Raw genomic sequence first — 26,550 nt, 5'->3', positions numbered from 1 at the left:
AGTGCCCGCCCTCTAATAAGACCTCCTCAGCCTGCACGCCGGCCACCCTGTTCCATGGCCGCCTGGGCGACGTATGCCTGTTCTTTTGTTTTCTGTCTTGAGGTAACCATGATTAACGCAGTAATCGCCGCGGTCGGCACCATGCTGGTGCTCAGCCTGTCCCGCGTGCATGTGGTCATCGCCATTATTGTCGGTGCGCTGGTGGGCGGCTTGACCGGTGGCCTGGGTATCGAAGCCACGCTCAAAGCGTTTAACGGTGGTTTGGGCGGCGGTGCAACCGTGGCTTTGTCTTACGCTTTGCTCGGCGCTTTCGCTGTGGCGATTGCCAAATCCGGTCTGGCCCACGCCCTGGCGGACAAAGCGTTGCTGCTGGTGGATCGCCAGGAAGCGACGGGCGGCAATCACGTCAAATGGTTGTTGATCGGCCTGCTGTGGAGCGTCGCGATTGCCTCGCAGAATATCCTGCCCATTCATATTGCCTTTATCCCGCTGTTGGTCCCGCCGCTGTTGTACGTGCTGACCAAATTGCAACTGGACCGCCGCCTGATCGCCTGCGTGATGACCTTCGGCCTGATCACCCCCTACATGTTCCTGCCGGTCGGCTTCGGCAACATCTTCCTCAACCAGATCCTGCTGGCCAACGTCGCCAAGAGCGGCGTAGACATCAGTCAGGTCAACGTTACCCACGCCATGGGCTTGCCGGCGCTGGGCATGGTGGTCGGCCTGTTGGTGGCGGTGTTCATCAGCTACCGCAAAAAGCGTGTGTATGACCTGGAGAAAATCGAGCGGGTCGAGCAAGTGGCGGTGCAATACAACCCGTTGACCCTGCTGGTGGCCGGGCTGGCGATCGCTGCGGCATTCATCATCCAATTGTGGCTGGACTCGATGATCATCGGCGCCCTGGCCGGGTTCCTGATCTTCTCGGTGTCCGGCATCGTGCGCTGGCGCGAGACCGACGACCTGTTCACCGAAGGCATGAAGATGATGGCGATGATTGGCTTCATCATGATCGCCTCGTCGGGTTTTGCCGAAGTGCTCAAGGCCACCGGCGACGTGCGCTCGCTGGTGGAAGCGTCGGCGGCGTTCATCGGCCATAGCCGGGGTGTGGGCGCGTTGCTGATGTTGCTGGTGGGCCTGCTGGTGACCATGGGGATCGGTTCGTCGTTCTCCACGGTGCCGATCCTCGCCGCGATTTTCGTGCCGCTGTGCGTGCAACTGGGCTTCAGCCCGTTGGCTATCGTGTGCATCGTCGGTACGGCGGGGGCCTTGGGTGATGCCGGGTCGCCGGCGTCGGACTCCACCCTCGGCCCGACCTCCGGCCTGAACATTGACGGCCAGCATCACCATATCTGGGACACCGTGGTGCCCACGTTCCTGCACTACAATATTCCGTTGTTGGCGTTTGGCTGGATTGCCGCGATGAACCTCTGACAGGGTTGTCCTACAGAAATCGGACAATTGGCCGTTAACTTCTCAAGTCGCCACGAATAAGAGAGAAAAGCCATGCGTCTGAGTTTGAAGGCCAAAGTCCTGGCCCTGGCCGTCGTGCCGGTATTGCTGTTTGCCGTGGTCATCAGCCTGACCACGGTGTGGATCCTGCAGGGGCAGGCGCGCAACGAGGTGGACGAAACCCGCCAGCGCCTGCTCAACGACGCCAAGACGACGCTGCGCAGTTACGTGGAAGTGGCGATGACCACCGTCAAGCCGCTCTACGACGCGGCCGCCCCCGGCGACATGGCGGCGCGGGCCGAGGTGGTCAAGCTGCTGTCCAGTACCAGCTATGGCAAGGATGGCTACTTCTTCGGCTATGACTCCGAGACCATCCGCCTGTTCAAGGGCAACAGCCCCGATGGCGTAGGCAAGAGCTTCAAGGACAACCGCGACCCCAACGGCGTCTACGTCAACCGCGACCTGGTCAAGGTCGCCAAGGACGGCACCCACTACCTGCAATACAGCTCGACCCAGCCCGGCCAGACCGAGTTGGTGCCCAAGCTCGGCTATACCGAGTACTTGCCGAAATGGGACATGGTGATTGGTACCTCGGTCAATCTCGATGGCATTGAAGCCCAAGTGGCAGTGGTCGAGGCCAAGGTCGAGAAACGCATGGAGGGCGTGCTGCTGAGCATCCTCGGTGTGGCCGTGGTGGTGCTGCTGGTGATTGCCGCCGTGGGCATGATAGTGGCCAATACCATCCTGCGTCCGCTGGGCCTGATGAAAGCCAACCTGGACGACATCGCCGCCGGTGAAGGCGATTTGACCCGCCGCCTGGCGATCACCAGCCAGGATGAGTTGGGCGATCTTGCCGTCGCGTTCAATCGTTTTGTCGACAAAATCCACAGCCTGGTGCGCCAGATCACCGAGATGACCAGCCAACTGACCGGCCTGGTCAGCCAGGTGTCCGATCAAGCCCAGCGCTCCGAACAGGCCATGGAGCGCCAACGCCACGAGACCGATCAGGTCGCCACTGCCATCAACCAGATGTCCTCTGCGGCCCAGGAAGTTGCGCGCAGTGCTCAAGGGGCTGCCGTCGCTGCGCAACAGACCGATGCCGAAGGGCACGCGGCCAAGCGTGTGGTCGACGGCAGCATCGCGCAGATCCACGCGCTGGTGAACGATATCCGCAGCAGTGGCGTGTCCCTCGACAGCCTGCAGCAGGATGTGTCGTCAATTGTGAGTGTGCTGAGTGTGATCCGCTCGATTGCCGAACAAACCAACCTGCTGGCCCTCAACGCGGCGATCGAAGCCGCGCGGGCCGGGGAGGCCGGGCGAGGGTTTGCGGTGGTGGCCGACGAAGTGCGTGCCCTGGCCAGCCGCACCCAGACCAGCACTCAGGAAATCCAGGGCATGATCGACCGCCTGCAAAAAGGCACCGTCGCCGCCGTGGACGCCATGCGCCGGTCCAGCGACGCGGGCGACGGCACCTCGGCCCAGGCCAACGAAGCCGGAGCCTCACTGGACACCATGGCGCAACTGATCGGCACCATCAATTCGATGAACGCCCAGATCGCCAGCGCCGCCGAGGAGCAGACCGCCGTGGCCGAGGAAATCAACCGCAGCGTGCATCAGATTGCCGTGGCGGTGGACACTGTGGCCGATGAAACCCAGCAGGGCGCCCAGACCTCGCGCAGTCTGGCGGACCTGGGGCAACGCCTGGGGCAATTGGTGGGGCAGTTCAGGATCTAGAGATCGCGCATCAACAAGCCAAAGCGCAAGTTCATGTCGGCCGGCAGTGGCACATACACCGTGTGTCCGTCCCCCGGCGCCACCTCAAGGGCTTCGCCTTTGGCATTGTGCAAAGTGCTCAGGTCAAAGTGGAAGTTGCCGGCGGGGGTCATCAACTCCAGGTGATCGCCCACGGCAAAGCGGTTCTTGACCTTGACCTCGGCCCAGCCGCTACGGCGCTCGCCGGTCAGTTCGCCGACAAACTGCTGGCGTTCGGACACTGAACTGCCGTTCTGGTAGTTCTGGTATTCGTCATGCACATGGCGGCGCAGGAAGCCTTCGGTGTAACCGCGCTGGGCCAGGGATTCGAGGTCGGTCATCAGGTTGCGGTCGAAGGCGCGCCCGGCCACCGCATCATCGATGGCCTGGCGATACACCTGGGTGGTGCGTGCGCAGTAGAAGTGGGACTTGGTGCGGCCTTCGATCTTCAGCGAGTGCACGCCCATCTGCGTCAGGCGCTCCACATGCTGCACGGCGCGCAGGTCCTTGGCGTTCATGATGTACGTGCCGTGCTCGTCCTCGAAGGCGGGCATCTGCTCATCGGGGCGGTTGGCCTCTTGCAGCAGGAAGACCTGGTCGGTCGGCGCGCCAATCCCCAGGGTCGGCTCCGGCTGATACTGCTGGACGATCTCGCCCGTGGCGTTTTCCTTCGCCGGGGTGGCCTGGTACTTCCAGCGGCAGGCGTTGGTGCAGGTGCCTTGGTTGGCATCGCGCTTGTTCATGTAGCCCGAGAGCAGGCAGCGCCCGGAATAGGCCATGCACAAGGCGCCGTGCACAAACACTTCCAGCTCCATGGCCGGCACTTGCTGGCGGATTTCGCCGATCTCTTCCAGGGACAACTCCCGCGACAGAATCACGCGGCAGATGCCTTGTTGTTGCCAGAATTCGACGCTGGCCCAGTTCACCGTATTGGCCTGCACCGACAGATGAATCGGCATCGACGGGAAATGGCGGCGCACCAGCATGATCAAGCCTGGGTCGGACATGATCAGCGCATCCGGGCCCATGGCGATCACCGGTGCGAGGTCTTTGAGGAAGGTTTTCAGCTTGGCGTTGTGCGGCGCGATGTTGACCACGACGTAGAAGCGTTTGCCCAGCACATGCGCTTCCTGAATGCCCAGCGCCAGGTTGGCGTGGTCGAACTCGTTGTTGCGCACCCGCAGGCTGTAGCGCGGCTGGCCGGCGTAGACCGCATCGGCACCGTAGGCGAAGGCATAACGCATGTTTTTCAGGGTGCCGGCGGGGGCGAGCAGTTCGGGGGCGATCACAGGGGGCATGGGCTCAAGTCGCAAAAGGTCGCGAAGGTAAAGGATCCGGGGCCGGGGTTTATTGATCCAGGTCGCCCTTTGCTGATTTTGTATCGCTGTGTATCGGCAGTGGGGGTTCGACACAGGCGCGATACTCCAGGGCGTTCCAATGGAGGCTCTGAATACCCTACAGGTAATGATCATGCGACCTATCACCTTTCTGCTCGCCGGCCTGCTGCTGACGCTTGCGCTGATTTCCAGCGTGATGGCCAGCCGTGAAACTCCCGCTGACCCACCGGGCGCCATGCCATCGCTGGCGGGGGCGGCCGAATGGCTCAACTCCCCAGCGCTCGATCTGCAGGCGCTCAAGGGCAAAGTCGTGCTGGTGGATTTCTGGACTTATGACTGCATCAACTGCCGGCGCGCGCTGCCGTACGTAAAAGAGTGGGCGAAACGCTACGAACCCGATGGCTTGGTGGTCGTTGGCGTACACACTCCGGAATATGCCTATGAACAGGTCAGCGGCAACGTCAGGGACCAGGTGCGCAAGCTGGGCATCACCTACCCGGTAGCCTTGGATAACAACTATGCAATCTGGCGCAGTTTCGATAACCAGTTCTGGCCGGCCCATTACCTGATCGATGCCAAGGGGAAGGTGCGCTATAGCCACTTTGGCGAAGGTGACTATGAGGCCCAGGAACAAGTAATCCAGGCGCTTTTGCGTGAGGCCAAGGCTACCGAGTGACGGGATGGCACTCCCGGGTTCGCCTGCGGACTAAGCAAAAGGGCCGCTGAAGGCCTACTGCTTTTTTGACATGGACCGGACATGAACTCGACCAACCTGCAATTCAAAACCCTGTTGTTGTTGCTGGCCCTGGTGACCGTCGCCTTTATCTGGATATTGCTGCCTTTTTACGGCGCAGTGTTCTGGGCGGTCATCCTCGGCATCATCTTCGCCCCGATGCAGCGCCGCCTGCAGCAACGCTTTGGCTGGAACCGCAACCTGACCTCCCTGACCACCTTGGCGGTGTGCCTGGTGATCGCCATTTTGCCGGTCATCATCACCAGCGTATTGCTGGTGCAGGAAGGGGCGACGCTCTACAAAAACGTCGAAAGCGGCAAGCTGGACGTCGCCGGGTATATCGAGCAGTTCAAGAACGTGCTGCCGCCGTATTTCCAGCACCTGCTGGACCGGTTCGGCATGGGCAACCTGGAAGGTTTGCGCGAGAAAATCGTCAAGAGCGCGATGCAGGGCAGCCAGTTTTTTGCCTCCCAGGCGTTCAGTTTTGGTCAGGGGACGTTTGATTTCCTGGTGAGCTTTTTCATCATGCTGTATCTGCTGTTTTTCCTGCTGCGCGACGGCCCGGAACTGGTGCGTAAAGTCCGCACGGCAGTGCCCCTGGCGGAGCCCCAGAAGCGTCGCCTGCAACTCAAGTTCAATCGGGTGGTGCGCGCCACGGTCAAGGGCAACGTGCTGGTAGCCGTGACCCAAGGCGCACTGGGCGGTTTGATCTTCTGGTTCCTGGACATTCCCAGCGCGTTGCTCTGGGCGGTCTTGATGGCGTTTCTTTCCCTGCTACCGGCGGTGGGCGCGGGGATTGTATGGGGCCCGGTGGCCGCTTATTTCCTGTTGAGCGGTTCGATCTGGCAGGGTGTGGTGCTGACTGCGTTCGGCGTTCTGGTCATCGGCATGGTGGACAACGTGCTGCGCCCGGTGCTGGTGGGCAAGGACACGAAAATGCCTGACTACCTGATCCTGATCTCGACCCTGGGCGGCCTGTCGGTATTCGGCCTGAACGGGTTTGTGATCGGCCCGTTGGTGGCGGCGTTGTTCATGTCCAGTTGGGCACTGTTTGTAGAAACCAAACCTCGGGTCAAGCTGCCGTTGCCGTAGGGGTGCAGCTTCAAGCTTCAAGCTTGTAGCTTGTAGCTTGCAACTGCTTTTCCGCTGCCTTTAACGACATAAGCGGGCCGCTGATGGGCTCGCCATCGCTGACTACGTACCAGCAGGCGAGCAGGCCCAGCTCCCGGAGTGGGGTGGGAACGGCGCTACCAATGACGGACATGATTTGAACAGTGGGCATAAGTACCTCCAATCGCTATGGAGGTCACCTTACGATGGCTGGGTGCTCAGCAAAAATCACCTGGCTCGATAGTCGACATCAACGCCAGGCGTCAATCCACCACATGGTCCAGCATGAGCACCACTTCCTGCTCATTGAGCAGGCCCTTGCGCACCAGGTTTTCCGCCAGCAACGCCAGGAATTTGGCCGTGCGGTGGCCTTCCAGGTGCTTGAGTTCGGTCAGTGCGCTGTAGACCTTGCTGGAGGTGCAGAGGCCGGCGGTATGGTGCGGGTTTTGTGTGGGCATGGTCAGTCGTCCTTAATTGTTCTTGGCTGGACAGGTCGATAGTGAGTCCGTTTCGTGACGTAAACATGACAGGGCGGACCTTGATCGAGCAAGAAGACATTCAACCCTCATGATGTGGGATTGAGCCCCCGAGCATTGTCCTCACTGCGACCTTGGCAAGATAAATCCAGACTTCAAAGGCAAAAAAAGGCCCCGCGTGTGGGCGAGGCCTGTTTAGACGAACCTGTTCAAGTTACCAGCCGCGGCCGTAATAACCGTGAGGCGGGCCGTAGTAGCCACGTGGAGGGCCGTAGTAGACCGGCGCCGGGCGGTAGTAAACCCGTTCTTGCACATACACCGGTGGTGGCGGTGCGTAGTAGACCGGCGGCGGAGCGGCATACACCGGTTGCGGCTGGACATATACCGGCTGCTGCACGTAGACCGGCTGGGATTGGCTGGCAACCACCGAACCCACTACAGCGGCGCCGACCAAAGCACCCAGAACGGCCGGGCCACCCCAACCACCACCGTGGGCGGAGGCTTGGCCTGCCATAGCGAGTGCGCCGACAAGCAAGGCGATTTTGGGGATTTTACGAATCATGGTCATTCCTCGGTTAGCCCCTGCGCTTGTGGTCTGCAATCAATAGACTCAAGGATTGTCGCGGGGATACTTTTAAGACAACGTATTTCTGAAAAACAGCACGGCCGATAGGTAAAGGTTGTGTAAGGTCTGTACCGATTTGCTTACTCAAAGGAGTTATCCATGCAGATGCACCCCAACAAAGACACCCAACTGTGTATGTCATTGTCGGCGCGTCCCGGGAATTTTGGCCTGCGGTTCCACAACCACCTGTATGAACAGTTGGGGTTGAATTTCTACTATAAAGCGTTCAGCAGCCAGGATTTGCCCGGCGCGATAGGTGGTATCCGGGCGCTGGGCATTCGCGGTTGCGGTGTTTCCATGCCGTTCAAGGAGGCCGCGATCGCCCTGGTGGATGAGCTGGACGATTCGGTGCAGGCCATCGATTCCCTGAACACCATCGTCAACACTGACGGCCGTCTCAAAGCCTATAACACCGACTATATCGCCATCGAACAACTGCTGAAAAAGCATGCCGTGCCCAAGGACTCGACCTTTGCTTTACGCGGCAGCGGCGGCATGGCCAAGGCCGTGGCCAGTGCCCTGCGTGACGGTGGCTATGCCAATGGCGTGATTGTGGCGCGCAACGAAGCGGCAGGCCGCGCGCTGGCGCAAAACCTCGGGTATGCGTGGCAGGCCGAGCTGGGTGACTTGCGCCCGCAGATGCTGGTCAATGTGACGCCGATCGGCATGACCGGTGGCGCCGAAGCCGATCAGTTGGCCTTTGCGGCTGACGCCGTGGATGCTGCGGAAACTGTGTTCGATGTGGTAGCGATCCCCGCCGAAACGCCGCTGATCGTGCGTGGACGCACCAAGGGCAAGCGGGTGATCACCGGGCTGGAAGTGATCGCGATCCAGGCGCTGGAGCAGTTCGTGCTGTATACCGGCGTGCGGCCGACGCAGGCGCAATTCGAGGCGGCAGTGGCCTTTGCCCGAGGCTGAAACCCACGAAAATCCAATGTGGGAGCGGGCTTGCTCGCGAATGCGGTGGTTCAGCTAACTCAACTGTGACTGACACACTGCATTCGCGAGCAAGCCCGCTCCCACATTTTAATGGTGTTACGCCTGTTCCAACTGCGCCAGTCGTTCTTCCAGCGCTGCGATCCGCGCTTCCAGCTCTTCAATCCGCTCCACGCCAACCCCTGCGCCACGCTCCACCGGATTGCCTCGCGCCGCGATAATCGCCTCGATATCCGCCGGATCGCCCAGCGCATGGGTGTACCGATCTTCCCGCTGTCCCGCCTGGCGCGGCACCAGCACTGCCAGCCCGCGTGCAATCAGACGTTCCAGCTGATGCACGACCTGCTCGGCATCTTCGAAATCGTGCATGCGCCCGCTGCGGGTCAGCAGTTCATTGACCGTCTGTGGCCCGCGCAAAAACAGCAGCCCGATCAGGATTACCTGGGCCGGCACCAGCTCCAGTGCCTTGTCTACCCGGTGTTCCCAGCGATCGGCGCGGCTGCCCATGACCAGCCGGGTATAACCTTGGCCTTCCAGTGCACGCAGGCTCTGGCCGACCTGGCCTTGGCTGAGGTTGGTCACCGGCTCCCGGCTGGTCTTCTGGTTGCAGGCCAGTACCAGGGCATTGAGGGTCAGGGGGTAGGTTTCCGGGTTGGTCGCCTGTTTTTCGATCAGGCAGCCCAAGATGCGGATTTCCGTGCTATTGAGGCGCGGCTCAGGGGTCTGGGTGTCATGCTCGGCGGTCATCGCGCGTTTCCCTATGCAGTGAGCCCACTAGCCTATGCCGGAAAAAATAAAAGACAAGCGGCGGGCAGGTCTATAATCGCTGCTGGTTCCAAACCCTGCCATCACCGTGAGACTGTCATGACTATTTCCCTGTACGCCGCTTCCGTCCCTGTCTTCAAGCAAATGCTCAACGCCCTGAGCGATGTGCTGAACAAAGCCGAAGCCCACGCAACCGCCAAGAACATCGAACCCAATGCCTTGCTGCAAGCGCGTCTGTTCCCTGACATGTTCCAGCTGGTGCGCCAGGTACAGATCGCCGTCGACTTCGCCAAAGGCGTATCCGCCCGCCTGGCCGAGATCGAAGTGCCCAAATATGACGATCAAGAAACCACCTTCGCCGACCTGCAAGCACTGATCGCCAAGGTGCTGGCCTTCCTCGACACCCTCAAGCCCGAGCAGATCGACGGCAAGGAAGGCATCGAGATCATCACCCGTCCAGGCACGCCGAAAGAGAAGCGCTTCAGCGGCCAGTCCTACCTGTTGACCTACGGCCTGCCGCAGTTCTTCTTCCACGTCACTACCGCTTACGCCTTGCTGCGCCACAACGGTGTTGAAGTGGGCAAGCGTGACTACATGGGCGCCTTCTAAACGCATGACGCAGCCTCAAGCCCGGGTGGTTCATTGACGCGCCACACCGGGCTTTTTCATGCTCCAGCTTGTTACATATCCCCATGCAACCGAGCTTAGCCAATAGGCTACTCAAGGACGTCAATCAGGCGTAACGAGACCTTGAGGCTCCCTAATGATCGTGACCACCCACAACTCCCCGGCCGGGGTGAGTGCTTCCTTTGAACTTGGCGCTGTGACCCCCATCAGTGCTCCGCCGACGACCAAGCCTGCGCAGGGCGCGGCCGCCCCCGGTACTTCGTCTACTCGGCAGACGGCCAACAGAAATGACCTGGCGAATTTTCGCGACGCGTTGGTCAATGCTTATGTACGGGTAACTTCACATTTGCAGCAGCAGGAACGATGGCGTACATCGCCTACCGGCCACCCTGCGCGGTTTAACCGTGAAGAGGCTTTTACTCAGTACTTGGGTAGCCAGCAGATCAAGTTGGACCCGGATTCCAATTTCCATCTGAATCATGAGGCGAAGGCGGGGCAGACCGTCAATCTGTTGCAGTTTATGGCTGGCAAGGGTTGGGACCAGCCAGTCAATGAAAGTGAACTGTTGAATATGATCAAAGAGTTGAGTCGTCCAGTGGAGCATTCACCGCCCCATGGGGACCTGGGGGGCGGACTGTCATGGCCCACTGCATTGGATCAGGAGCAGCGTCAGGCTATCTACGACGCTGTGGCGTTCAATGCATTGGAGTTGCCCGAGTTCCATAAGCTGAAGCTGAGCCAGAACGCCTTTGGTTTCTTGACACAAACGGTCGATTGGACAGCTGCCGAGCTGGAAAAGCCGCGTGAAACGCTGCTAAAGCTGTTGCAGAGCCCCTCCGCGCAGGCGCTGGGAATTGCGTTGCGTGACAAGTTCAAAGGCGCGGGTACGGCTGAAGAGTGGACGCTTTCGGCTTTGCAGGTAGGTCTTGACTGGGATGCGCTGTTGTACCCGGATAAGAAGAACCGGGTGGGAGGGTACGATTTATCGCGGCGGGAAAACTGGGGGGTGCCGCTCTCTTTTGTGGTCGAAGGGTTGACCCGCCATCTGAGTCGTTCCTATGGGCGCAACGCTGCGATCGCTGCGTACGTGCTGCTGTCCCGCCACGCCCCTGAAATGCTGGTCAAGGGGGTTCCCGACAACGTGACTTATGGCTCGCCCGCCTGGGTCAGTTTGAAGGCCATCGTCGCCAAGGCTGATATGCGTGCGCCGGGGCTGGCAGCGACTAAAACCTATGAGCAATTGATCAAGGAGGATCTCAGTCCGATCAGCGCCGATGAAAAAACGGTAGAGGCGTTGGCCGGCTGGGAAGGGGTGATTCATTGGGCCGTGGCGGATGGGGCGATTGCCAAACGGGACGATAACAATTATTCGCCAGCAGAAGTCGAGCGCGCTGGCGCAATGGCCAGCGAGCGCCTGGAAACCCTGGCCCAGGCTTCAGAGGCCTTCCGTGCACCCGTACCGACCCGTCGATCGGTTGCGCTCAAGTTGATGAAAGAGCGGCTGCCCGAAAAATACGCGGATGTGGATCTCGAAAAAAAGGTCCTGGAACCGTCCGAGAAGTGGCGGGATTACAAGGGGCCGTATTCACTACTCGATATCGCGCTCACGAATACACCTGTCAGTTGGGACTCTACCGACCCGGCCATCCCCAGCGATGTAGCACGCTATATCCGTTTTCTTCCCGACGAAATCAACGCAGCGTTCGAAGAGCAAATCCGCGCCTATTACGACGCTCTCAAAACGGCCTCAGAAGTGACAGTCAAACACCAGATGTCCCTGCTGCCACAGGCAGATAAGGATGCTTTGGAGTGGGGTGAATTGAAATTTTTCACCGAGCAGACAGTCACCCGACCACTCCATTCGCCAGGCCCGTATGAACTGCCCTCCTATCTGTTCAACAAGGATTTCGAAAAGTTCGACAAGCCCAAGGATGGCCCGTTGTTCGTAGAGTCCACGTACAACGGCAAAAAGCGCGTTTACGAAGTTGATCCCACAAACGGTGTATTGCGTCATCGAAAGGACTTGGCGAAGGGGCTCAAGGGTGGGCTGCAGGGCCAATGGCAGCGCGTCGTGGGAGAAGGATCAATACCTTGGGTGAAAACCAACACCCAGCTGACTGAGGTCTCGGGTTATGGCGCTCAACGAACAGCGCGAGCGCAGTCCGATTCGGCTGTTCAAACCTTCACCTCGCCAAGGTCACAGTTCATTGCCGAAACCGCTACGCGTTATTACTTCAAGTCAGCCCAGCGTGACGAGCTGTTCGCAGCCGCCAGGGGCGCCACCACCTTTGACACGGAAGTCACCGAGTTCGAGAGAATCCAGGCGGTCACGCGTGCGCTGATACCGGTCGCGGCGGCCGTGCACAGCTTCAAAGAGGGCAGGGTTGGTGAAGGCCTGGCGTTCCTGGCCGTCGATATCTTTGGTTTTGCGTTAGGTGGGGCCGGGGCCGCGACGAAGGTCTTGAAGTCTGGCGGCAGCGTGTTGAGCAAGGCCGGTACCTTCACTCGCGCACTGGTCAGTGCGGCCAATCCGTTTGCTGGAGGGAAAGCGCTGGTGAGCAAAGGATTACCACTTCATACGTCAGCCCTCGGTCGAGGGTTGCTTTCCTGGAAGGCCGTTTCGGCCAACCGCAGTGTGGACCGGGTGTTCCAACATAAACCCAAAGGAGTGGTGGAAGGCACTCACGCCGGGGCCGAAACCACGAAGGTCCAGGCGCTGCTGGATGAAACCACTGGGAATTGGTACCGATACGATGTGAAAAACCTGCGGATGTACGGGCAACCGCTGACAGCGTTTCGTCCTGATCATCTTGAACCTGCCGTAGATACGTCGATAGCCGCATGAAAACGCCAGGCCGGTTCCTGAGTGAGCCGGCCTGGAGGGGTCAGGCCGATTGCTCTTCCTTGCCCAAGCAAGCGGCAGCGGTAAACAGTACATCGGTGGACGAGTTCAGCGCGGTTTCCGCCGAGTCCTGAAGTACGCCGATGATGAACCCGACGGCAACCACCTGCATGGCGATCTCGCTGGGGATGCCGAACAGGCTGCACGCCAGGGGAATCAGCAACAGCGAACCACCGGCCACACCCGAGGCTCCGCAGGCGCAAACGGCTGCCACTACGCTGAGCAGTACGGCGGTAGGCAGGTCGACCGAAATCCCGAGGGTGTGTACGGCTGCCAGGGTCAACACCGTGATGGTAATCGCGGCACCGGCCATATTGATGGTGGCGCCCAGCGGAATCGACACCGAGTAGGTGTCTTCATGCAGGCCCAGGCGCTTGCTCAACGCCAGGTTCACCGGAATGTTCGCTGCCGAGCTGCGGGTGAAGAAGGCGGTGATGCCACTTTCGCGCAGGCACATCAACACAAGCGGGTAAGGATTACGGCGCAGTTTCCAGTACACGATGGCCGGGTTCATCACCAATGCCACGAACAGCATGCAGCCGATCAGTACGCCAAGCAGATGGGCGTAGCCGAGCAGGGCGCCGAAGCCCGAGGTGGCCAGCGTCGATGCCACGAGACCGAAGATGCCCAGAGGCGCGAAGCGAATCACCACGCGCACCATCAATGTCACGCCGTTGGACAGATCGTCGATCACCGTGCGGGTCGTCTCACCGGCATGGCGAATGGCGACCCCCAGGCCGATGGCCCAGGCCAGGATGCCGATAAAGTTGGCGTTCGCCAGGGCATTGATCGGGTTATCCACCACGCTGAGCAGCAGGCTTTGCAACACTTCGCCGATTCCGCCCGGAGCGCTGACCGTGGCGTCGTGAGTGGCCAGTACGAGCGTCGAGGGGAACAGCGTGCTGCCGATCACCGCCACCACGGCGGCGGCAAAGGTGCCGAGCAGGTACAGGAACAGGATCGGCTTGATATGGGTTTGCTGGCCCTGTTTATGATTGGCTATCGACGCCATCACCAATACAAACACCAGGATCGGCGCTACGCCTTTGAGCGCGGCGACAAATACCTTGCCGATAAAACCGGTGGCCTTGGCCGCCTCAGGCGCAACGAGTGCCAGGAGGATGCCGGCTATCAGGCCGAGGAGGATTTGCGTGACCAGGCTGACGCGGGCTAGTCGTTGCAGAAGGGAGGGGGCAGCAGTCATAAACACTTGTCTCTAATTTTTTGAAGGTACAGCGGCGCACGCAGAAAAGGCTGTAGGACGCGAGGGCGCGAAGTCTAGCATGTCGTCATCGGTACCCCGGACGCTGCGACATCGCGTCGCCCACGCTTCAGGGCTTTCGCCAAACCTGGACACACTCTGTTAAGATTCTTGCCTCTCATCTTTCCTCTCCGTCAGCGAGCCCTTCGGGCTGTCGTTGATGTCGTTGTTTCTGGAGTTTTCATGTTGTTTCCCATCCTGCTGCTGTCGGCTGCCGGTTTTACCGTGCTGACCACAGAATTCGTCATCGTCGGTTTGTTGCCGTCCATTGCCCGCGACCTGAACGTCAGCGTGTCCCAGGCTGGCCTGCTGGTGACGCTGTTCGCTTTTACCGTGGCAGCCTTTGGCCCGTTTCTGACGGCGTACTTCGCCCGCTTCCCACGCAAGCGCCTGTTTATCACTATCCTGGTCATGTTCGGCGTGGCCAATACCTTGGCGGCCCTTGCGCCGAATATCTGGATGATGGCGCTGGCACGCTTGATCCCTGCCCTGGGTTTGCCGGTGTTCTGGGCCTTGGCCAGTGAGACCGCGGTCGATATCGTCGGCCCGGAATACGCCGGACGCGCGATCGAGAAAATCGGCTTCGGTATCGTCTGCGCCACGGTATTCGGTATCCCCGTGGGGACGCTGATTTCGGACATGTTCGGCTGGCGCACCGCGTTTGCCATCCTGGCGGTGGTAGCGTTGGCCAAGGCGCTGCTGCTGTTCCTCTATTTGCCGGTGACCGCGCCGAAGAACGATCAAGTGACGCTGCGCTCGCAGTTCAAGATCCTGCGCAACCCACTGATGCAGGGCCATATCCTGTTGTCGATCCTGGTGTTCAGCGGCATGTTCACGGCCTACACCTATCTGGCGGACATCCTTGAGCGCCTGGCCGGGTTTGACGGCACGCTGGTGGGTTGGTGCCTGATGGGCTTTGGTGCGGTCGGCTTGATCGGCAATTCCCTGGGTGGGCGTGCGGTGGATCGGCACCCGTTGATTGCGTCCATGGTGTTCTGCGGTTTCATGATTGCGGGCATGGTGGCGCTGGTGCCGGCGATTCACTCCACGATCGGCCTGGCGGCGGCGATGGCGGTGTGGGGCGTGACCCAGGCGGCGATGTTCCTGGTCAGCCATGTGCGCTTGATGAAGGCCGCGCCCCATGCTCCCGCGTTTGCCGCGTCGTTGAATATCGCCGGGGCCAACCTGGGGATCGGCCTGGGAGCGATGGTCGGCGGGCATGTGATCGACACCCTGGGCCTGGGCAGCCTGGGCTTTGCGGCGTCCGGGTTCATTCTGGTGTCGATCCTGCTGGCGTTATGGCTGATGAGCGCCCGAAAAACGCACGCGGCCAGCGCCTGACGCCTCAGGGCAGGGCGGTAAACAGTTCCCTTCGAGCACCTTCGGTAATGGCCACGATGCCGGGGTGCTTGACCTTGCGTTCTACCGAGATCGCGTAAAACGACTCGGTCACCGCGACGGTCTGGCCGATCAGCGCCACGCCGTACTGGCGCACCACCTCGTCGGCGATCACGCTTGGCGCGATGAAGACCCCGCTGCCGGATTGGCCAAACGCCTGCATCAAGGCGCTGTCGTCGAACTCGCCGATGATCTTCGGTTGGATCTGCTGCTCGGCAAACCAGCGCTGCAACCGGCTGCGCACCACGGTTTCCGCTCCCGGAATCAACAGCGGTGCGCCCTGCAAGCACTGTGGGAAGTCGCCACCGTATTCGTCAGCTAATGCCTGGGTGGCGAAAAAACTGATGCCGCATTCGCCCAACTTCTGGCTGTAGCCTTTGATATCCAGGTGCGTAGGCATCGGGCTGTCAGAAATCACCAGGTCGAGGCGCTGGATCGCAAGGTCAGCCAATAAGCGTTCGAGTTTATCCTCGCGGCAGGTGATCCGAATCGGCTCGCTCAACTCCATGGTCGGCGCGATCAGCCGATAGACGATCGATTTGGGCACCACATCCGCCACGCCGACCCGAAACAGGATCTGCTGCTCATTCGGTTGGGCGCGCAGCATCGCCTCCAGTTCATTGCCGGTCTGGAACATCTGTTCGGCGTACGGCAGTGCCCGGCGCCCGGCTTCGGTCAACTCCAACTGGCGCCCGACGCGCTGAAACAGCGCTACACCGAACGTTTGCTCGAGCAGGCTGATTTGCCCGCTGATGGTCTGGGGTGTGAGGTTCAACTGCTCACAGGCGCGCACAATGCTGCCGGTCTTGGCCACCACCCAGAAGTAATGCAATTGCCGGTAATTGAGCATAGGGGTCTACAGTTCGTTAAATTCGAAGTATATGTCATAAAAATACGAATTTTACTGAACTGTTCGCCTGCATAGAATGCCTCGCTATCGCAGGGCCACTATTTGGTCCCTCTGGTTCTAAGAGAGGAATACATCATGAAACTCAATTATCTGGGCGCGGCCTCGTTGCTTGCGCTTTCATTGGTAATGGTTGGCTGTGATCAAGTGGAAAAGAGTGCGCAGCAAGTGATGGGCAAGGCTACCGAGTCGGCCAAGCAAGCCATCGATGAAACTCACAAGGCCGCCGAGCAGGCCCTGAGTGAGGCAACCCAGGGTTTGATCAGCCCTGAGAAGAAAGACAACGACGCTGAAAAGGCTTCCGAGTCCGATCGCAAAGAAACCTAATTCCCGAGCCTCACCACGTCAGGACTGACCTATGGATTACCTTTTACAACTGGCTGCAAGCCCTACCGCCTGGGTGGCGTTGGCTACCTTGATCGTGATGGAAATCGTGCTGGGCATCGATAACCTGATCTTTATCTCGATCCTCACCAACAAATTGCCGGAGAAACACCGGGCGAAAGCACGTCGTATCGGCATCAGCATGGCGTTGATCCTGCGCCTGGGCCTGTTGAGCACCATCGCGTTCATCGTGCAGTTGACGGCGCCGGTGATCGAAATCTTCGGCCAGGCATTTTCGTGGAAAGACATGATCCTGATCGCCGGTGGCTTGTTCCTGGTGTGGAAGGCGACCACTGAAATCCACCACAGCATGGACCCGGAGCCGGAAGAGAAGGTCAGCGCCGGTAACGGCGTGTCCATCGGCTTTGCGGCGGCCATTGGCCAGATCCTGATGCTCGACTTGGTCTTTTCCATCGACAGCATCATCACTGCGGTGGGTATGACCGAGCACCTGCCGATTATGATCATTGCCGTGGTGGTGTCGGTGATTGTGATGCTGGTGGCGGCCGAGCCGTTGGCCAAGTTCATCAACGACAACCCGACGGTGGTGATGCTGGCCCTGGGCTTCCTCATCATGATCGGCATGACCTTGATCGCCGAAGGCTTCGGCGCCCATGTGCCAAAAGGTTATGTATATGCGGCCATGGCGTTCTCGGCGGTGATCGAACTGTTGAACATGGCGCGACGCAATCGCCACAAACGCCTGCTGGCTGCCAAGCAGTAAGGCTCGATAGGCAAAGGCCAACTGCGCTCCGTGAGCCCAGTTGGCCTTTTGCTGTCTGGTAGACTCCACCCACTTGATAGCTTGAGGTCCTCCATGAACGAGCCTATTCGCCTCACCCAATACAGCCACGGCGCGGGTTGCGGCTGCAAGATTTCGCCCCAGGTACTGGAAGTGATCCTGGCCGGCAGTGGCGCGCAGAATCTCGACCCCAACCTGTGGGTGGGGAATGCTTCGCGCGATGACGCGGCGGTCTACGCCATCGACGACGAGCGGGGCGTGGTCTCCACCACTGATTTCTTCATGCCGATTGTCGATGACCCCTTCGACTTCGGCCGCATTGCCGCGACCAATGCCATCAGCGACATCTACGCCATGGGCGGCGACCCGCTGATGGCCATTGCCATTCTCGGCTGGCCGGTGAACGTATTGGCACCGGAGATTGCCCGGGAGGTCATCCGCGGTGGCCGTTCGGTATGTGACGCGGCGGGCATCCCGCTAGCTGGTGGCCACTCCATCGACGCGCCGGAGCCGATCTTTGGCCTGGCCGTGACCGGGATCGTGCAAAAGCGCCATATGAAGCGCAACGACACCGCCACGGCCGGGTGCAAGTTGTATCTGACCAAGCCGCTGGGCATCGGCGTTCTGACGACTGCGGAAAAGAAGAGCAAATTGCGCGAGGTCGATGTGGGTGTGGCCCGCGACTGGATGTGCACCCTGAACAAACCGGGCAGCCGTTTCGGCAAGTTGGCCGGCGTGACGGCCATGACGGACGTCACCGGATTCGGCCTGCTCGGCCACTTGGTGGAAATGGCCGACGGCAGTGGCCTGACGGCGCGCATCGAATATGCCAAGGTGCCGTTGCTGCCGGGCGTCGAGCATTACCTGGATCAAGGCTGCATGCCCGGTGGCACGTTGCGCAACTTCGACAGTTATGCGAGCAAGCTGGGTCGCCTTCAAGAATTGCACAAGCGTGTGCTGTGTGACCCGCAGACCAGTGGTGGCCTGTTGATTGCCGTGACGCCGGAGGGCGACGCCGAATTTCATGCAATGGCCGCCGAAATGGGCTTGAGCCTTGAGTCGATTGGCGCGTTGGGTGAGCGACAGACCCACGCGGTAGAGGTGTTTTGATGGCGACTGATTTCACCGACTACCGCGACATCTTCCTCAATGACCGGCCGATGATGGATACCCGTGCGCCGATCGAGTTCACCAAGGGCGCGTTCCCCGGGGTGATCAACCTGCCGCTGATGACCGATGACGAACGTCAGCGGGTCGGCACCTGTTACAAGCAGCAAGGCCAGCAGGCTGCCATTGTGCTGGGGCATGAGCTGGTGTCCGGGGCGATCAAGGCAGAGCGCATCGAGCAGTGGGCACAGTTCGCCAAGGCCAATCCCGACGGATACTTGTATTGCTTTCGTGGTGGGCTGCGTTCGCAGATTGTGCAGCAGTGGTTGAAGACCGAGGCGGGTATTGAATATCCACGCGTCGGCGGTGGCTACAAGGCCATGCGCACCTTCCTGCTGGACACCCTGGAACAGGCAACGAACGCATGTGATTTTGTATTGCTGGGCGGCATGACGGGCACCGGCAAAACCGAAGTGCTCGGTCAGTTGCGCAATGCCCTGGACCTGGAGGGGCACGCCAACCACCGCGGCTCCAGCTTCGGCAAGCGCGCTACGGCGCAGCCATCCAACATCGATTTCGAAAATCGCCTGGCGGTGGACCTGCTGAAAAAGCGCGCGGTCGGTATCGAACAGTTTGTGGTCGAGGACGAGAGCCGCATGATCGGCAGTTGCGCGCTTCCCCTGCCGTTGCATAAAGGCATGCAGACGTTTCCGATGGTCTGGCTCGAAGACAGCGTGGAGGGGCGTGTTGAGCGAATCCTGCGTGATTACGTGGTCGAACTCTGCGCAGAATTCATCGAGGTGCATGGCGAAACCGGCCAGGCCCGCTTTGCCGAGCGCCTGACCCAGAGCCTGGCCAACATTCACAAGCGCCTGGGCGGTGAACGCTTCCAACGGCTACAGGCGATCCTGCAGGACGCCTTGGCGGAACAGGCCCGCAGTGGTGCAGTCGACCTGCACCGGGAGTGGATCGAAGGGTTGCTGCGCGAGTACTACGACCCGATGTACGCCTTTCAAAAGCAAAGCAAAGGCGCCCGGATCGAGTTTTCGGGAGAGCAGGGCGCAGTGGTGGAGTATTTGCGTGAAAGGCTGGGTCGATCTTTCTGAGCCGATACAGACAATCCGCATCTGATCAAATCTATCCGGTCTTGCCCGCATGACGGCTGAGATTCGCTGCTTGCCGCACTCCTGATCTTGCTTTTGATCTTGATCTTGATCTTAGGCGCCCCGTCAAACCACGCTGGCCGAACGCAGGCTTGAATCCGTGGGTAACCCGGCAGGACGCCGGGTTAGCCGTCCTGGGCCAGGGATGGCCAATAGGTCGCCACGGGAGCAAGCTCCCTCGCCACAGGTTTCAACCTGGCACAGATACCCCGGTTGTCGCAGTGCCACCAGCCTCTGAGAGTCACTAGAGAATGACGGCCCCGATCAACCCACACACCACACCCACCAACATGGTCAACCCGGCCACCGTTACCAGCACCCGTGCATCGAAGTCTTTGCGCAGCATCAGCAGTGACGGCAGGCTCACGCTCGGCAAGGTCATCAGCAAGGCCACGGCCGGGCCGGTGCCCATGCCGAGGGTCATCATGGTTTGTACGATAGGGATCTCGGCGGCGGTCGGAATCACGAACAAGGTGCCGACAATCGCCAATGGCACCAGCCAGAGCAGGCTGTTGGCCATGGCGCCATCCACATGGGGGAACAACCACACTCGCGCTGCGCCCAGGATCAGTACGGCCAGGATATAGACCGGGATGGTGCTCCAGAACAATTGCCACAGGGTGCGCAGCCAACGGCTCAGGAACGGCTGCGATTCGACGACGCTGACCTCTGAAACCGCCTCCAATGCGGCATCGGGCACCTGCTCCGGTCGCGCAATGCGCTGGGCCACCAGCGACACGCCCACCACCAGCACAATCCCCGCCACCAGGCGCAAGGCCGTAAAACCCCAGCCCAACACAAAGCCCATGAATACCAGGGTGGCCGGGTTCAGCACCGGGTTGGCAATCCAGAACGCCAACGCCGCTCCCACCGATACTTGCTGACGGCGCATGCCTGCCGCCACCGGCGCCGCGCAGCAACTGCACATCATCCCCGGCAGTGCGAACAGCCCGCCGCGCACAGTCGATCCCAGCCCGGCCTTGCCAAACAGGCGCAGCAGCCAGTCGCGGGGAATCAACACTTGCAGAAGCGAGCCGAGAATCACCGCCAGCACCGCCGCTTTCCAGATGGCCAGGAAATACACCTGCGCATACGCCAGCGCGGCCATCAGCGGCGCGGTTTGTTGATCGTTGAGGATTGACGCACCAATGCTGTGGTTATCCGCTGCCACGAATGCCTTGAAGTAGTAGGGCGACCACTTCACGTAGTACAGGCCGACGCAGGCAACCAGGAGAAACAAGGCGGGTTTCCACCAGAAAGACCAGCCCCGGGCGGGCTGGGTAGACGTGAGGTTGGGCATGCTGATGATCCGAAGCTGAGTCAATAGCGGTGCATCATACGCCCTCAGATGTCAGCGCTCACCTGGGTGGCATCCGGGCAGGTCTGCTGGCCATTGTTCAAGCCCTGTTGGTAGTTGCGGCTCAGCAACGACGCTTTGCCGTTGTGCCAGGTCAGCGTCAGCACATACAACGTGTCGTAGTCGTTGCCGGACCAGTCGTGGGCGATGGTGTACTTCGAGCCCACCGCTTCGCTGGCGACCTTGTTGATCAGTTCCGGCAGGTAGCCATGGGACCAGGCGGTGTAGATGATCGAGTTGTGGTACTTGTCTTCCACCAGTTCGTCGGCGAGGGCGCTGGTGTCGTTGGCGGAGAACTTGATATTCACCGGCAGGCCGAGCTTGATGGCGCTGGGGCCGATGGTCATCAATGGACGAATGTAGCTGTAGGAATTGTCATGCTCACCTTCCTCGACATTGCGCGTCGGGTTGGAGGCAAACACATAGTTGGCCTTGCCGAACTTTTCCGGCAACACGCTGGCCAGGTTCATCGCACGGTTGAGGCCCTGGCAGTTGAGCTGACCCAGGCCGCCGGCAGGCTTTTCACCGTGGCGCAGGAACACCAGCGTTTGCACGCCATCCACCGGCCCGGCATTGATGAGCGGGGATTCGAGGACCAAGCCGATTGCTCCGCCGAGTAACAGCAATGATGGCAGTAGGTAGGTGTAGCGTTTGAATCGTTGCGCAAGGCGCAAAGGTGAAATGGTCATTGTCAGTTCGAGTCTGCTTTCAACGTTTTGGCGCACGTAAGAGTGCATTTTGGCGCGTTGGTTCGCCTGCGCGGCAGCCTAGCTTGGCTATGTTGCGTAATGATGACCCATGCAGGGCGAGGCCCGGATGACTATGATGGGGGTTTTCAGCCTGGGAATTTTCCGATGAATGCACTTGCCGCTTTCCCGATCAACAGCAAATGGCCCGCCCAGCATCCGGAGCGCCTGCAGCTGTATTCGTTGCCGACGCCCAACGGCGTCAAAGTGTCGATCATGCTGGAAGAGCTGGCTTTGCCGTATGAAGCGCACAAGGTCAGCTTCGAGACGCAGGACCAACTGTCCCCCGAGTTCCTGTCCCTGAACCCCAACAACAAGATTCCTGCGATCATCGACCCCAATGGTCCGAGCGGTCAGCCGTTGGCGTTGTTCGAGTCCGGCGCGATCCTGATCTACCTTGCGGAAAAGACCAGCCAACTGCTGTCTGAGGACCCGGCCACGCGCTATGAAACGATCCAATGGCTGATGTTCCAGATGGCCGGTATCGGCCCGATGTTCGGCCAGGTGGGTTTTTTCAACAAGTTTGCCGGCCAGGCTTATGAAGACAAGCGCCCGCGTGACCGTTACGTCGCGGAGTCTCGGCGGTTGCTGGAGGTACTGGAAAAACGCCTGCTGGGCCGCACCTGGATCATGGGCGATGACTACAGCATTGCCGACATCGCCACCTTCCCGTGGATTCGTAACCTGATTGGGTTCTACGAGGCGGGTGATCTGGTGGGAATCGCCGATTTCCCCAACGTATTGCGTGTGCTGGACGGGTTTGTGGCGCGTCCGGCGGTGATCCGTGGCCTGAGCATTCCTGGCTGAGCCCTGAAGAGTTGAATATGCGGACTTTCGATTTCAAGCAATTGGATGTATTCAGCGGCGTGCCGCTCAAAGGTAACCCACTGGCGGTAGTGCTGGGCGCCGACAGCCTTACCGACCGGCAGATGGCTGACTTTGCCAACTGGACCAACCTCAGCGAAACTACCTTTTTGCTGGAGCCGCGTGATGCGCGGGCCGATTACCGGGTGCGGATTTTCACCACCCTCACTGAGCTGCCGTTTGCCGGGCATCCCACGCTGGGGAGCTGCCAGGCGTGGTTGCAAGCGGGGGGCCTTCCGAAGGGCGAAGAGATCATCCAGGAGTGCGAAATCGGCCTGGTGCGGATCCGACGTCGAGGCAATGAGTTGGCGTTTATCGCGCCGCCATTGTTGCGTTCCGGTTTGGTTGAAGCCGCTCTGTTGGAGCGCGTGCGCCTGGGGCTCGGTTTGGCCCCGGAGGCGATTGTGCGCAGTCAGTGGGTCGACAATGGGGCGGGATGGATGGCAGTGATGCTGGCTGAGCGTGACCAGGTACTGGCCTTGCAACCGGACTATGCGCAACTGCAGGGCCTGGCCGTGGGTGTGATTGCTCCCTGTGACCCTGAACGTGATCGGGTAGACACGCAATTTGAAGTGCGCGCTTTCATCGCCGGTGACGGCGCTCCGGAAGATCCCGCCACCGGCAGTTTGAATGCCGGCGTGGCTCAGTGGTTACTGGGTGAGGGCCTGGCGCCCGAGCGCTATGTGGTCAGCCAAGGCACGGCTATCGGGCGAGCGGGGCGCATTTACGTTGAGCGCCAAGGCGCTGAAATCTGGATCGGTGGCGCGGTGACAGGCTGTATCGAAGGACGGGTACAGCTCTAGATCAATAAATTGTTACGCGCCACGCAATACACTGTTGGCCCCTTGGCGTTTGTGCTGCCGGGGCCTCGGGGCATAAGCTTTGGCCCCAAAGATTTTGCTTCTACTGTTTTTAGCCTTCAGCCAGGAAAACCATGACCAGCCAGTTCCCACAAGCCCGTCCACGCCGCCTGCGCCGCTCTGAGCAGTTACGCGGATTGTTCCAGGAAACCGAATTCACCCTTAACGACTTGGTATTGCCCATTTTCGTCGAAGAAGAAATCGACGAGTTCGTGCCGATCACCAGCATGCCGGGTGTCATGCGGATCCCCGAGAAGAAACTGGCCGGTGAAATCGAGCGCTTTGCGCGTGCCGGGATCAAGTCGGTGATGACCTTCGGCGTGTCTCATCACCTGGATGCCGATGGCAGCGATACCTGGAAGGAACGCGGCCTGGTTTCGCGCATGTCCTCGATCATCAAGGACGCCGTGCCGGAAATGATCGTGATGTCCGACACCTGCTTCTGTGAATACACCGACCACGGCCACTGCGGCGTGATGCACGGTGCCCACGTCGACAACGACGCCACCCTGGCCAACCTCGGCAAGCAAGCCGTGGCCGCCGCCCGTGCCGGTGCCGACGTCATCGCACCGTCGGCGGCGATGGACGGCCAGGTCCAGGCCATCCGCCGCGCCCTGGATGACGCAGGCTTCACCCACATCCCGATCATGGCCTACTCCACCAAATTTGCCTCGGCCCTTTACGGCCCGTTCCGCGAAGCGGGCGGCAGCGCGCTCAAGGGCGATCGTAAAAGCTACCAGATGAACCCGATGAACCGCCGCGAAGCGGTACGCGAATCCCTGCTGGACGAACAGGAAGGCGCGGACGCCCTGATGGTCAAGCCAGCCGGCGCTTACCTCGACATCATCCGCGACATCCGCGAAGCCTCACGCCTGCCGGTGGCGGCGTACCAGGTAAGTGGCGAGTACGCGATGATCAAGTTCGGCGCACAAGCCGGGGCGATCGATGAGGCGCGAGTGGTACGGGAGACGCTGGGGTCGATCAAGCGTGCCGGGGCGGATTTGATTTTTACGTATTTTGCGATGGACCTGGCGTTGGCGGGGATTTAAGGGGACTGCGCAAGCCTGTGGCGGGGTAGGGTGCTCCGCACAGGTTTGTTTTGTTTACCAAGTTGATGGGTCTTCGAGGCTGGCTTTTTGGAGGTCTTCCATCCAAATAATCCGAGCGAATTGATAAGCGTCTGCCAAGAAGTCTCTAGGCTTTTCAAGGTTGTACCATTCTGACCTAGGCCATGAGGCTGCTTCACCTTCACCAATCTTGAATAAGCTTTGGAAATCGTAGTGCTTGTCGCTCAGGCAGCATTTTAAAGCTTCGACCAACGCGTATTTATGTCTGTAGGAAAGGTAATCCAAGCTCAATGCGTAGTTTTTTATGAGTTCTTCTCTGTCTGCGTGTTCATTTGGATTGTATTTGTCCAACTCCTTCCCAAGATCTTGCTCTCGGTCGTAAACATCAAATACACCTATGAACCATTTCAAACTGGGGTCGAATGGGATGTTCGGAAATGGGTCTTTGAGCATTATTTTTTTCGATGGAATGGTTCTGTATTTTTTATTAAGGGTGTATGAAATACAAATTTGATACGGAACCTTCAATTTTCTTGGCTCTGCCCGTTTTTACATATTCGTTGAGTTCATGCTCTAAATATTTCTTATCGGTATATTTCTCATATTTATGTGGTAATTCACATGCGTACATGTAAAGCCGCCAAGCATCGAAGCCATCAACCCTTTCGTCAGGACCGTAATCAAAGTCGATACATATTTCAGGTAGGTGTACTCGGCAGCCAATCCCGTGTAGCTCATAGGTTACGTCATCATTGACTTTGCCTCGTTGTGGAATTTTCCTAGCATGCCATAGGCTCAGAATATTTTTGGTACCGAACGAGTGCTCAAGTAAATCTGTCGCTTTCTTTACCTGCTCCAAATATTCGGTGATCAAATTTTCTAGTTTCTGACTTTTCATCTTCTTGGCTTTTCCAGTCTGTCGTGCCCAACCGAGTTTGAAGCATCTATTATATCTTTGATATTGCTATATGAGCTTTCGTGACCATTTATATCATGGATTAATCGTATGGTAATTGGCGTATGTGTTTGCCTCGCGGCTGCGGCTCGATGATGACCATCAAGAATATAGTATTGCTGGTTATGCTCCACTACATCGATGGGGTTGTTTTTGTCGTATCCAGTGCCTCGCATGCTGCGGGCAATTTCCTCCACTTTCCTTGTTGATCGTTTCCCTTCAATGCTGTGTGTCCGATTCAGCGCTCTAGCATCAACCTCGTGGATAAGTGGGGGGGACGGCTGCTTTTCATTCAAGGCTGATTTATAGGATGAGTCGTTAGTACTTATACTAGGTCCGCACCCATCCCCACCAGGACACGTACTCAACCCCAGCGGATCCACCCACCCCGTAGGATTCGGCACGTACAGGTACGCATTGATCCCACCCGCCAGCTTCACCGGATCCGGCGTCAGGTATCGACCAATATCCGGATTGTAGTAACGATGACGGTTGTAGTGCAGCCCGCTTTCTGCGTCGCAGTACTGGCCCTGAAAACGCAACGGATTGTCGATTTTGCCGACATCAAGGCGGGCGATTTCGCCGTAGGCGCGGTAGTGCGCGGACCAGACGATTTCGCCGTCGGGGGCGGTGAGTTCCTGCGGCGTGCCGAGGTGGTCGAGTTGGTAGTGGTAGGGTTTTGTCTCCTTTGGCCCAAAGCCTTCCAGCAGGGCGAGCGGGCGGAAGGTGCCGGGTTCATACAGATAACTGCGATGGCGCTCCGCATGATGCTCGGCAATCAGCTTGTCGCCTTGCCAGAAAAACTCCGTGGTTGTGTCATCCACGGTTTTGCTGATGCGCCGCCCAAATGGGTCGTAGCGATAGTGGGCGGTTTGCCCGTTGGGTGTGGTGAGGCCAATCAAACGGTGTTGGCAGTCGTAGCGGTATTCGGTGACGAGTTGCTGGCCTTCGCCGCGTCGTTCGCGGATGAGGTTGCCGAAGGCGTCGTAGTCATAGTGATGATCGCCCTGGATCATCAGGCGATTGC

26 protein-coding genes and 2 pseudogenes are annotated in these 26,550 nt (G+C 59.4%); 16 read left to right on the top strand and 12 right to left on the bottom strand.

Annotation, left to right across the window (positions count from 1 at the left end):
• Window positions 1-111: 111 nt before the first annotated feature.
• The 3 genes and pseudogenes from DK870_RS26630 (at window position 112) to DK870_RS30090 (ending at window position 3,183) form a co-directional block, all read left to right on the top strand.
• On the top strand, window positions 112-1,431 hold the full coding sequence (locus DK870_RS26630) for a Na+/H+ antiporter NhaC family protein (protein ID WP_161550204.1): 1,320 nt from the start codon (window positions 112-114) through the stop codon (window positions 1,429-1,431).
• Between the two features lie 72 nt (window positions 1,432-1,503).
• Window positions 1,504-2,325: pseudogene (locus DK870_RS30095) on the top strand (cache domain-containing protein); the annotation flags it as partial.
• Between the two features lie 36 nt (window positions 2,326-2,361).
• Window positions 2,362-3,183 (top strand): methyl-accepting chemotaxis protein, encoded by an 822-nt coding sequence (locus tag DK870_RS30090; protein ID WP_372241728.1) that lies wholly within the window; start codon window positions 2,362-2,364, stop codon window positions 3,181-3,183.
• Here the strand turns inward: DK870_RS30090 and yegQ are convergent.
• Complete coding sequence (yegQ, locus tag DK870_RS26620; protein ID WP_161550177.1) at window positions 3,180-4,499, bottom strand: tRNA 5-hydroxyuridine modification protein YegQ; 1,320 nt, start codon at window positions 4,497-4,499, stop codon at window positions 3,180-3,182. The two genes, DK870_RS30090 and yegQ, sit on opposite strands and share 4 nt — an antisense overlap.
• Before the next feature lie 268 nt (window positions 4,500-4,767).
• Here yegQ and DK870_RS26615 point away from each other — a divergent pair.
• Window positions 4,768-5,214, top strand: a pseudogene (locus DK870_RS26615) (thioredoxin family protein); the annotation flags it as partial.
• An 81-nt stretch (window positions 5,215-5,295) separates the two neighbouring features.
• A complete protein-coding gene (locus tag DK870_RS26610) occupies window positions 5,296-6,363 on the top strand; it encodes an AI-2E family transporter (protein ID WP_090372119.1) in 1,068 nt (355 codons plus the stop codon).
• A gap of 10 nt (window positions 6,364-6,373) precedes the next feature.
• On the opposite strand, the gene DK870_RS29780 is transcribed toward DK870_RS26610, so the two are convergent.
• The 3 genes from DK870_RS29780 to DK870_RS26595 all read right to left on the bottom strand — a co-directional run bounded on the left by DK870_RS29780 (window position 6,374) and on the right by DK870_RS26595 (window position 7,425).
• Complete coding sequence (locus DK870_RS29780; RefSeq protein ID WP_161550175.1) at window positions 6,374-6,553, bottom strand: hypothetical protein; 180 nt, start codon at window positions 6,551-6,553, stop codon at window positions 6,374-6,376.
• Between the two features lie 91 nt (window positions 6,554-6,644).
• On the bottom strand, window positions 6,645-6,839 hold the full coding sequence (locus DK870_RS26600) for a hypothetical protein (protein ID WP_060752427.1): 195 nt from the start codon (window positions 6,837-6,839) through the stop codon (window positions 6,645-6,647).
• A gap of 232 nt (window positions 6,840-7,071) precedes the next feature.
• The gene (locus DK870_RS26595; RefSeq protein WP_060752428.1) at window positions 7,072-7,425 is read right to left on the bottom strand and encodes a hypothetical protein; all 354 of its coding nucleotides are present in this window, start codon (window positions 7,423-7,425) and stop codon (window positions 7,072-7,074) included.
• Between the two features lie 156 nt (window positions 7,426-7,581).
• On the opposite strand from DK870_RS26595, the gene DK870_RS26590 reads away from it, so the two are divergent.
• Complete coding sequence (locus DK870_RS26590) at window positions 7,582-8,400, top strand: shikimate 5-dehydrogenase (protein ID WP_060752429.1); 819 nt, start codon at window positions 7,582-7,584, stop codon at window positions 8,398-8,400.
• Between the two features lie 117 nt (window positions 8,401-8,517).
• Here DK870_RS26590 and DK870_RS26585 read toward each other — a convergent pair whose 3' ends face one another.
• Window positions 8,518-9,165, bottom strand: a complete 648-nt coding sequence (locus tag DK870_RS26585) for a YceH family protein (RefSeq protein WP_161550174.1) — start codon at window positions 9,163-9,165, stop codon at window positions 8,518-8,520.
• Window positions 9,166-9,282: 117 nt separating this feature from the next.
• Between DK870_RS26585 and DK870_RS26580 the strand changes: the two genes are divergently transcribed.
• On the top strand, window positions 9,283-9,792 hold the full coding sequence (locus tag DK870_RS26580) for a DUF1993 family protein (protein ID WP_060752431.1): 510 nt from the start codon (window positions 9,283-9,285) through the stop codon (window positions 9,790-9,792).
• A gap of 154 nt (window positions 9,793-9,946) precedes the next feature.
• Window positions 9,947-12,655: a hypothetical protein gene (locus DK870_RS26575; protein WP_161550173.1), complete on the top strand. Its 2,709-nt coding sequence runs from the start codon at window positions 9,947-9,949 to the stop codon at window positions 12,653-12,655.
• A 40-nt stretch (window positions 12,656-12,695) separates the two neighbouring features.
• Here the strand turns inward: DK870_RS26575 and sstT are convergent, their stop codons facing one another.
• Window positions 12,696-13,916, bottom strand: coding sequence for a serine/threonine transporter SstT (sstT, locus tag DK870_RS26570; protein WP_060752433.1), 1,221 nt, complete (start codon window positions 13,914-13,916; stop codon window positions 12,696-12,698).
• A gap of 240 nt (window positions 13,917-14,156) precedes the next feature.
• Here sstT and DK870_RS26565 point away from each other — a divergent pair, with 240 nt between their 5' ends.
• Complete coding sequence (locus DK870_RS26565; RefSeq protein ID WP_161550172.1) at window positions 14,157-15,314, top strand: MFS transporter; 1,158 nt, start codon at window positions 14,157-14,159, stop codon at window positions 15,312-15,314.
• A 4-nt stretch (window positions 15,315-15,318) separates the two neighbouring features.
• On the opposite strand, the gene nhaR is transcribed toward DK870_RS26565, so the two are convergent.
• A complete protein-coding gene (nhaR, locus tag DK870_RS26560) occupies window positions 15,319-16,221 on the bottom strand; it encodes a transcriptional activator NhaR (RefSeq protein ID WP_060752435.1) in 903 nt (300 codons plus the stop codon).
• 135 nt (window positions 16,222-16,356) lie between these two features.
• Here nhaR and DK870_RS26555 point away from each other — a divergent pair, with 135 nt between their 5' ends.
• The 4 genes from DK870_RS26555 to mnmH all read left to right on the top strand — a co-directional run bounded on the left by DK870_RS26555 (window position 16,357) and on the right by mnmH (window position 19,617).
• Entirely contained in the window at window positions 16,357-16,605 is a 249-nt protein-coding gene (locus tag DK870_RS26555) for a hypothetical protein (RefSeq protein ID WP_161550171.1), read from the top strand.
• A gap of 31 nt (window positions 16,606-16,636) precedes the next feature.
• Window positions 16,637-17,386 (top strand): TerC family protein, encoded by a 750-nt coding sequence (locus DK870_RS26550; protein WP_090372100.1) that lies wholly within the window; start codon window positions 16,637-16,639, stop codon window positions 17,384-17,386.
• Window positions 17,387-17,479: 93 nt separating this feature from the next.
• Window positions 17,480-18,514: a selenide, water dikinase SelD gene (gene selD, locus DK870_RS26545; RefSeq protein WP_161550170.1), complete on the top strand. Its 1,035-nt coding sequence runs from the start codon at window positions 17,480-17,482 to the stop codon at window positions 18,512-18,514.
• Window positions 18,514-19,617 (top strand): tRNA 2-selenouridine(34) synthase MnmH, encoded by a 1,104-nt coding sequence (gene mnmH / locus DK870_RS26540; protein ID WP_060752439.1) that lies wholly within the window; start codon window positions 18,514-18,516, stop codon window positions 19,615-19,617. The genes selD and mnmH overlap by 1 nt, the downstream gene beginning before the upstream one ends.
• A 301-nt stretch (window positions 19,618-19,918) precedes the next feature.
• Here mnmH and DK870_RS26535 read toward each other — a convergent pair whose 3' ends face one another.
• The gene (locus DK870_RS26535) at window positions 19,919-20,974 is read right to left on the bottom strand and encodes a permease (RefSeq protein ID WP_090372095.1); all 1,056 of its coding nucleotides are present in this window, start codon (window positions 20,972-20,974) and stop codon (window positions 19,919-19,921) included.
• A 44-nt stretch (window positions 20,975-21,018) separates the two neighbouring features.
• Complete coding sequence (locus tag DK870_RS26530; RefSeq protein WP_090372093.1) at window positions 21,019-21,720, bottom strand: histidine phosphatase family protein; 702 nt, start codon at window positions 21,718-21,720, stop codon at window positions 21,019-21,021.
• A gap of 165 nt (window positions 21,721-21,885) precedes the next feature.
• Between DK870_RS26530 and DK870_RS26525 the strand changes: the two genes are divergently transcribed.
• The 3 genes from DK870_RS26525 (at window position 21,886) to hemB (ending at window position 24,550) form a co-directional block, all read left to right on the top strand.
• Entirely contained in the window at window positions 21,886-22,584 is a 699-nt protein-coding gene (locus tag DK870_RS26525) for a glutathione S-transferase N-terminal domain-containing protein (RefSeq protein ID WP_060752442.1), read from the top strand.
• Between the two features lie 17 nt (window positions 22,585-22,601).
• The gene (locus DK870_RS26520; protein WP_161550169.1) at window positions 22,602-23,444 is read left to right on the top strand and encodes a PhzF family phenazine biosynthesis protein; all 843 of its coding nucleotides are present in this window, start codon (window positions 22,602-22,604) and stop codon (window positions 23,442-23,444) included.
• 131 nt (window positions 23,445-23,575) lie between these two features.
• Window positions 23,576-24,550, top strand: coding sequence for a porphobilinogen synthase (hemB, locus tag DK870_RS26515; protein WP_060752444.1), 975 nt, complete (start codon window positions 23,576-23,578; stop codon window positions 24,548-24,550).
• A gap of 54 nt (window positions 24,551-24,604) precedes the next feature.
• Here hemB and DK870_RS26510 read toward each other — a convergent pair whose 3' ends face one another.
• The 3 genes from DK870_RS26510 to DK870_RS26500 form a co-directional block, all read right to left on the bottom strand.
• Window positions 24,605-25,021, bottom strand: a complete 417-nt coding sequence (locus tag DK870_RS26510; RefSeq protein WP_218580655.1) for a hypothetical protein — start codon at window positions 25,019-25,021, stop codon at window positions 24,605-24,607.
• Between the two features lie 34 nt (window positions 25,022-25,055).
• Window positions 25,056-25,466 (bottom strand): hypothetical protein, encoded by a 411-nt coding sequence (locus DK870_RS26505; RefSeq protein ID WP_060752445.1) that lies wholly within the window; start codon window positions 25,464-25,466, stop codon window positions 25,056-25,058.
• The coding region (locus tag DK870_RS26500; protein ID WP_161550168.1) for an RHS repeat-associated core domain-containing protein at window positions 25,463-26,550 on the bottom strand (1,088 nt) is incomplete at its 5' end. The genes DK870_RS26505 and DK870_RS26500, both read right to left, overlap by 4 nt.

It is taken from the genome of Pseudomonas sp. Q1, from assembly GCF_009935975.1.
Lineage (GTDB): Bacteria > Pseudomonadota > Gammaproteobacteria > Pseudomonadales > Pseudomonadaceae > Aquipseudomonas > Aquipseudomonas palleroniana.
Note: the sequence above shows the minus strand (reverse complement) of the source record. Positions and strands in the feature narration are given on the sequence as shown.